General features: G+C 67.6%; 12 protein-coding genes. 2 read left to right on the top strand and 10 right to left on the bottom strand.

Translation table 11 applies throughout. From position 1 onward, the window contains the following. Nucleotides 1–258 precede the first annotated feature (258 nt). From MKK70_RS00820 to MKK70_RS00790, 7 genes are all read right to left on the bottom strand, one after another. Nucleotides 259–483 (bottom strand): hypothetical protein, encoded by a 225-nt coding sequence (locus MKK70_RS00820; RefSeq protein WP_243945433.1) that lies wholly within the window; start codon nucleotides 481–483, stop codon nucleotides 259–261. Further along, complete coding sequence (locus tag MKK70_RS00815; protein ID WP_243945432.1) at nucleotides 480–851, bottom strand: hypothetical protein; 372 nt, start codon at nucleotides 849–851, stop codon at nucleotides 480–482. Before MKK70_RS00815 ends, MKK70_RS00820 begins: the two co-directional genes overlap by 4 nt. 285 nt (nucleotides 852–1,136) lie before the next feature. Then, nucleotides 1,137–1,445: a hypothetical protein gene (locus tag MKK70_RS00810; protein WP_147726326.1), complete on the bottom strand. Its 309-nt coding sequence runs from the start codon at nucleotides 1,443–1,445 to the stop codon at nucleotides 1,137–1,139. Between the two features lie 113 nt (nucleotides 1,446–1,558). Next, nucleotides 1,559–1,846: a hypothetical protein gene (locus MKK70_RS00805; RefSeq protein WP_243945430.1), complete on the bottom strand. Its 288-nt coding sequence runs from the start codon at nucleotides 1,844–1,846 to the stop codon at nucleotides 1,559–1,561. Nucleotides 1,847–1,989: 143 nt separating this feature from the next. Next, nucleotides 1,990–2,127: a hypothetical protein gene (locus tag MKK70_RS00800; RefSeq protein ID WP_187274779.1), complete on the bottom strand. Its 138-nt coding sequence runs from the start codon at nucleotides 2,125–2,127 to the stop codon at nucleotides 1,990–1,992. A 292-nt stretch (nucleotides 2,128–2,419) separates the two neighbouring features. Next, a complete protein-coding gene (locus tag MKK70_RS00795) occupies nucleotides 2,420–3,166 on the bottom strand; it encodes a Crp/Fnr family transcriptional regulator (protein ID WP_147842437.1) in 747 nt (248 codons plus the stop codon). Next, the gene (locus tag MKK70_RS00790) at nucleotides 3,163–3,510 is read right to left on the bottom strand and encodes a DUF6894 family protein (RefSeq protein ID WP_243945428.1); all 348 of its coding nucleotides are present in this window, start codon (nucleotides 3,508–3,510) and stop codon (nucleotides 3,163–3,165) included. Before MKK70_RS00790 ends, MKK70_RS00795 begins: the two co-directional genes overlap by 4 nt. Nucleotides 3,511–3,552: 42 nt before the next feature. Between MKK70_RS00790 and MKK70_RS30955 the strand changes: the two genes are divergently transcribed. Further along, the gene (locus MKK70_RS30955) at nucleotides 3,553–4,032 is read left to right on the top strand and encodes a chemotaxis protein CheB (RefSeq protein ID WP_409568230.1); all 480 of its coding nucleotides are present in this window, start codon (nucleotides 3,553–3,555) and stop codon (nucleotides 4,030–4,032) included. Here the strand turns inward: MKK70_RS30955 and MKK70_RS00785 are convergent. Beyond that, the gene (locus tag MKK70_RS00785; RefSeq protein ID WP_147842439.1) at nucleotides 3,918–4,166 is read right to left on the bottom strand and encodes a hypothetical protein; all 249 of its coding nucleotides are present in this window, start codon (nucleotides 4,164–4,166) and stop codon (nucleotides 3,918–3,920) included. The two genes, MKK70_RS30955 and MKK70_RS00785, sit on opposite strands and share 115 nt — an antisense overlap. Nucleotides 4,167–4,366: 200 nt before the next feature. Here MKK70_RS00785 and MKK70_RS00780 point away from each other — a divergent pair, with 200 nt between their 5' ends. Then, nucleotides 4,367–4,756, top strand: coding sequence for a heme utilization protein (locus tag MKK70_RS00780; RefSeq protein WP_243945426.1), 390 nt, complete (start codon nucleotides 4,367–4,369; stop codon nucleotides 4,754–4,756). Between the two features lie 469 nt (nucleotides 4,757–5,225). Here the strand turns inward: MKK70_RS00780 and MKK70_RS00775 are convergent, their stop codons facing one another. Continuing rightward, nucleotides 5,226–5,750: a hypothetical protein gene (locus MKK70_RS00775; RefSeq protein ID WP_243945424.1), complete on the bottom strand. Its 525-nt coding sequence runs from the start codon at nucleotides 5,748–5,750 to the stop codon at nucleotides 5,226–5,228. Nucleotides 5,751–5,781: 31 nt separating this feature from the next. After that, nucleotides 5,782–6,081, bottom strand: coding sequence for a hypothetical protein (locus MKK70_RS00770; RefSeq protein ID WP_147842441.1), 300 nt, complete (start codon nucleotides 6,079–6,081; stop codon nucleotides 5,782–5,784). Between the last annotated feature and the right edge of the window lie 16 nt (nucleotides 6,082–6,097).

Here is a 6,097-nt window from a genome sequence, read left to right as displayed (position 1 = left end):
GGCGCTGGCGGCCAAGGTCGGCGACCACGTCGAGATCGCGGTTGAGGCTGAGGACGGGACGCGGTTCAAGATCCGCTCGTCGTCCGAGCAGCTCGACGCGCTGGTGGGCGACCTCGACGGCATCCTGGATGCCGACGACGCCGACGCCGCGTAAGGCTTCCCAAGAACGGTCCGCCTCCGCATCCGCGGGGGCGGACCCGTGCCCCGTTCGACCGAGGCGTCCGGCGGCTCGACCGCCCCCGGGCCGGCCGCCACGCCTCACGGTCTCAGGCCGGCCGCGCGAAGTTCCCGCTCGACGGCCTCGTAGACCAGAGCCATGCCGTCGTCTGTCGGCGCGGCCTGCTTCCCGGCCACCGTCGTCGGCTCGACGCGGTCCGCGACGGTCCGTGGCGGGTGCCGTGTCCGAAGCTCGGCGTGCTCGACAGGGTGCTGCGGCCGTGCTCCGGAAAGCAGCGACTTGAGCTTTTCCCACGCGCGCGTCATGCGGTCGCCGCCTGCCGCATCGGTCCGGCCGCACGGGACGCGCGCATCCTTTCACGCCCGGCTCGCGACGACGATGTGCCTGCGATCTCCCGAAGGAACGCGGACACCGCGCCATCGGCCAGCCACGCGTCGACGGGGCGGGACGTCGGTTTCTCCGGCGCCTGCCGGGCAGAGGCCGCGTAGCTCCTCGCGATGAAGGTCGAGCGCGTCATGGTACGGGCCGGGTCGGTTCGCGGCGTCGCCGCCTTGAGGAACGGCTCGCTTCCCGGCACCCCGTCGAGCGCGGCGATCTCGGGGTAGACCGGCCAGCATCCGAATCCGCCGCGGTCGTCGGCGAGATCGCAATCACCGTAGGCGATGTCGAGCACGCGGGTACCCACACCCGTGGTTGGCAAACGTAATGTCGGCTCAACGTCACATAGAGATGGCCGGAATAGCAACCCTCTATCGCGGGTGAGATCTACATGAGGCGACGACGCTCGGCACTGACGACAAGCTCAAGCCGACGTCTGCAGCGACAAGCCTGTCTCTGCGGCGGTGGTCGTCGGATCAGGCAAGGTCCGATCGACGGTCTTCAGCAAGTCCGGCTGCCTGCTCTGGCGCATATCGAGCCAAGCACCCGCGCGATGCTGGACTTCCCCCCGAAGGCAGCGTCACGCTGCGATGGCCGGGGACGTCATCGTCGCGGATTGACCCTCGGCGACCTTCCGGCTCGCGGCATCGATCGTCTTGCGAAGGATGACGATCGTGTCCTCGACCGCGGTCTGGGTCGACAGTTTCGCCCCTTCCGGGCCGGTCAACGTTCGCAGGGCGCGCACGAGCGAATGCTCGAAATGGTCCAGTGCCTCTTCGGCGCGGCTTCCCGACAGCTCTCCGAGCCGCACCAGGGCGACCTGCAGGGCGACGCCGAGAAAGCCCTCGATCGCCCGCTTCTCGAAGGTGGCGCTACGGTCGACGGTCATGGTTCGACTCCCGAAGCATCGTCCGTGATCACTGGTTCACGGACGATGCTTCATCTTGTTGTGAGATGGCTTTGTCTTCACGCGAGCCGGCATCCGTCTCGCTCGAAAATGCTCTAGGCAGCGCGCGCCGACGACCGGCGACCATGCGCCTGGTCCATGATCTCGGCGACGCGCTCGCCGACCGCCAGAGCGATGGCGTCCGAGCGTTCGCCTTCGGCGCGGGTGCGGCAGACCCCCGTGAGGACGTCGGTGACGCGCTGCTCCATCACGGCCAGCAAGGCGGCAGCCGCCTGCGGCTGCGCCCCCTGCACCACCGCCGCGAGGTCGTAATAGGCGTCCTCGATGAGACGGAGCGTGAGGCGCTCGACCGCCTGTTCCTCGGATTGCGCAAGACCAATCACGTCGGCACCCGTTCTCGTCGATCTACTGACGCAACTTTCGATTGTAATGGTTAACAAGAGGTGAACGTGCCGTCGGTTCGGTCGAGAGCGGCAGGACACCTTAAGCGGACGGCGTCGCGTCGGCGGAAGGCCGCAAGGTCGCCCTAAAAGCTCAGGAGCCGGCGGATCCGGTGAGGCGAACGGGTCCAGCGATCGTCGGGATCGCCGCGGCTGGCGACAGAGGCCACGGCGACCATCAGGGCGCAGGGCATGATCAGTGCGGCGATCAACGGCAGATACATGGACCGACCACAATCGTGAGTTGTCCTAGGTGTCCCGTGTGGTGGTGAACGCTTTGTTAAAGCCGCGGCGTCCCGCCGTCTTATGCTTGCCGAACCCTGCATCGTGGCCGACGATGCTTCGCCTTTCACATCGTCTGCGTGCCGTCTTCAGTCTCAGCTTGCCGCCCCCCGTGACGGCATTGCCGGCATCGTCGTGCGCCATCCTCTCGGGCCAAGTTTCGGACGCGCCTCTCCGACGCGCGACGGCGACCGCTCCGGCGTGCCGGCGTCCGACCGATCAGACGATGTGCAGTCAGACGATGTGAAGGTAGGCGGGATCGAACTCGGCGACCGTCTCGAGGCCGTCCCAGTCGTGGATGATCAGCTCGCGACGGTGAAGCGTCACGAAGCCGAGCTTCCTGAGTTCCTGCAGCGAGCGGTTCGCGTGCACGGAAGACAGGCCCAAAGCGTCGGCGAGTTCGGCCTGGGTCAGCGGCAGCACGTACCGGAAGTCGTCCGCTACGCCGACCGTCCTGAGCCGGATGTACATCTCGCAGAACAGGTGCGCCATCCGGCCGACCGCCTGGCGCCGGCCGAGGCTGATCACCCGCTCGCGGCAGCGCGTGGCATCGATCAGCGTATCGCGCCACAGGGCCATCGCGAGGGAGGTGTTCCGCTCGATCAGCGCGCGCATGTCGCTGTGCGCGACGAAGGCGACCGTGGTCTGGGCGATCGCCACGAGCCCCTGGTCCATCACGTGCAGGTGCAGGCTCTCGATGTCCGGGATGTCGCCGGGCACGTAGAAGGCGAAGATCTGGCGCTGTCCGTTGGCGAGGCTGCGGCAGCGATACGCCCATCCGTCCATCACCAGGCAGCACTGCTTGGGCACGTCGCCTTCGTGAACGATGCTGGTGCGTCCGCCGAAGGTTCGAACCGTGAACGACAGGTTCTCGATGTCGGCGCGATCCCGAGCCGAGATCTGCGCCGTGCTCTTCAGCTTGCGGATCAGCCATGACGCTGGGGCGACCGATGGGAGGCCCGGGTCGGGGGCGTCGCTCACCGATCGACCAACCAGAGGCCGGTCAGGCTCAACGTCGTCGTGAACACCGGACGCCGGCCCACATCCCTGGCGATCACGGTGAAGGTGTGCCGGTCACCGTTCCCGATCTCGAACCGTGCGATCTCGGGAAGGATCTGCATGGCGGCACTTCGAACCGCGTCGAGGTCGGCACATTCGGGTCCGGTCTCGTCGATCCGAAGGTCGCCGTCCGCGATGTCGAAAAAGTAGCGTGGCAACGTCGTCTCCGATGGACGGGAGGCAGGCGACCGGATCGGCAAGCCATGGCTGGCGATCGGGGCGCCTACGAGCCGCATAGCGAAGGCGACGCGCTTCCACTCCATCATAAGTTAAATCGCGCAATGCTGGGTTGATGCAGGCTCGATGCGATGGGCTCGGTCGGCATCATCGCCGCCTCGACGGGCGGTCTCGCTCCGCATCGGCAAGTCGTCGGCGCACGCCCGGTCCCGAGTACTGAATTCGGCTCGACCGCGGACCCGTTGTTCATCGCGGCAGCCGAAAGCCACGGCGAGCACGCCGTCGGCATCGTGCTTCGCGGCTACGCCGGCGACGGCGTGGAAGGCCTCCCGATCACCGAGGAGCACGGCGGCGCGGCCCTCGTCCAGAAACCCGAGAAGGACGCGCAGCCCTCGATCCCCTGGGCGGCGATCCTCGCCGACCGTCCCAATGCCTGCCCGTCGGTCGAGGCGATCGCCGACCGGGCGTCCGCGCGTTGGCGCGGGCAGGCAGACGGCTACGCGGCCGACAACCGCTTCGTGTTCTCGGCGACGTGCTCGCGGTATCGCGCGACGACGACTTCGGGCGAGCCGCCCATCATCAGGGTGCCGGCGGCCTCGATGCTCGCCTGAATCTTCTCGGCCACCATCGAGTGCATCTCGGCCATGCCCTCGCGGCCGCCCCAGGCGAGCCGCACGAGGCGCAGCTCGATCACCTTCTGGGATTCGAAGGCGAGCATCATCGACGAGAAGAAGGGATTGTACACGGGACACTCCACACCGCTGACAGGTGCGGCGGGGGATCAACCGGCCCAAGCGCCGAAAAGGTCCGCGGCCCTAACGCCATGGTTGCCGGCTCGTCGAGAGATGGCGAGCACGGATGACGAGCGCGGAAACCCTTCGGCCGGCTCCGCCGTATCCCTGGTTTCCGGCCTTCCCTCGGCCGCCCTCACGCGAAAAGCGGCTCATGTCTCGCATCTCCGTCACCGTTCTCGCCGGCTGCGTGCTCGCAGCCCTGCTCGTTCCGGCCGAAGCCGCGCGGAAGAAGGTCCGGGTCCCCGATCGGTTCGACGGCTCGTGGACCATCACGGCCGTGACCGAGGAAGGGCCGTGCCCGGCGAGCACGCGCTATCAGGTTCAGATCAAGGACAGCGACGCTTCGATCCCAGGCGACGAGATCGACGTCGACGGCGGCGTCTCGCAGGGCGGAACCGTGCAGGCGACGATCGTCAAGGGCGCGAACCGGGTGCCGATCGCGGGAACCCTCGACGCCGCGGGCAGCGGCAGCGGAACCTGGCGCACCACCGGCGGCATCGTCGGTTGCAGCGGACGGTGGAGCGCCAGGCGCGCCGGCTAGGTCGCTAGACGCTTCGGCCATCAAAGCCGGATCGCGGTTGGCGATCGTGTCGCGGATCTCGCAATCCGGAACCTTTCAGCCGCGCTCCCAGGTCGCGTGCTCGTCGGAGCCCTCCGGGTAGGGGGCGGCGCCGATCGGCTCGCCACGATCACGGGCGTAGGGCCTTCCTGGCTCACGAAGACGGAGACCGTTGCGAAAACGACATCGTGCACCTTTAGGGCGACGCCGACGATGCGGAAAGATCGTCCGGCACCGGCTCGTCTTCATCCCTGGGCTCCTCACGGGCGTCGACGTGCCAGCCCGAGGGGCGGGAAATCGACGAGGAAACCGAGTTCACGCCGATTCCGAACTTCGGTCGCCGACGGGATCGACCGCTCGGCGGATCCGCAGGAGCAGGGACGGAAGTGGATCGGACCTCACCGATCCTCGCGGCGCCACCGACGATGCGGCCGAGCCCGAAGACGCGCCGTCAGCCGAAGAACGATCCCACGGACGGCAGGGCCGCGCTGGCTTCGATCCTGCGGGCGACGACGCGAACGTGCGGAATGCGGGTGAGAGCGTCCCCGTACTGAGCGCGGATGTGCTCCGGGACGAGCGGCAATGCCTTCAGATCGGCGGAGGTGAGCCGGGCGGCGGCGCGGTGTTCGAGGTTCGACATGGCGGATCTCCGGTTCGGCGACACCGACGGTGTAGCTGTCAGCGCTTGCGTTGCACCATAGATGGGGCTCGCAGTGTTGCGGTGCAGCGAGAACGGCTGCCGCGCGGCGATCTGACCGTCCCGAACGAAGCCGATCTCAGAAGCTTTCCGTCGATCGCACGGCAGGCGCCGGAACGCATACCCGTCCACCATGACCCGCTCATGAAGCATCGGCTTCGCGAACCCGCAGACCCTTTCCGCGCCGCGAGGCGGAGGTTGGGTCGATTTCGGATTTGATTGAGGAACGGGAAGTCGACGCATGAAAATGGCCCTGCAGGCCAGATGCTGCAGGGCCATCGGATCGGGCGTCTGGAACCGCTTTCGGGCTTCAGCAGTCGTTGCTGCCCGGCTTCACCACTTGGCCCTCGGCCGGCTTCTGCTCGCCGTCGGCGGGCTTGGTGCCGGCACCGACGTTGTTCAGGGCACCGACCGTTCCGGGGGTCTCGGCCTTGGCGCCGGGGGTCGTCTTCGCCGTCGAGGTCCCGTCGGCCATCGAGCTCTTGTCGGCCGAGGACGACGTGCCCTGGCTGTTGGTGGTCGTGCCCACCGCACAGGGGGCTGCGACGGACGCGCCGGCCGTGAGCATCAGGATGGCGGCAGCGCCAGAAAGGGTCGTGAACTTGGTCATGTTTCCTCCGGAGATA

The organism is Methylobacterium sp. E-041 (genome assembly GCF_022829665.1).
In the GTDB taxonomy this organism is placed as follows: domain Bacteria; phylum Pseudomonadota; class Alphaproteobacteria; order Rhizobiales; family Beijerinckiaceae; genus Methylobacterium.
Note: the sequence above shows the minus strand (reverse complement) of the source record. Positions and strands in the feature narration are given on the sequence as shown.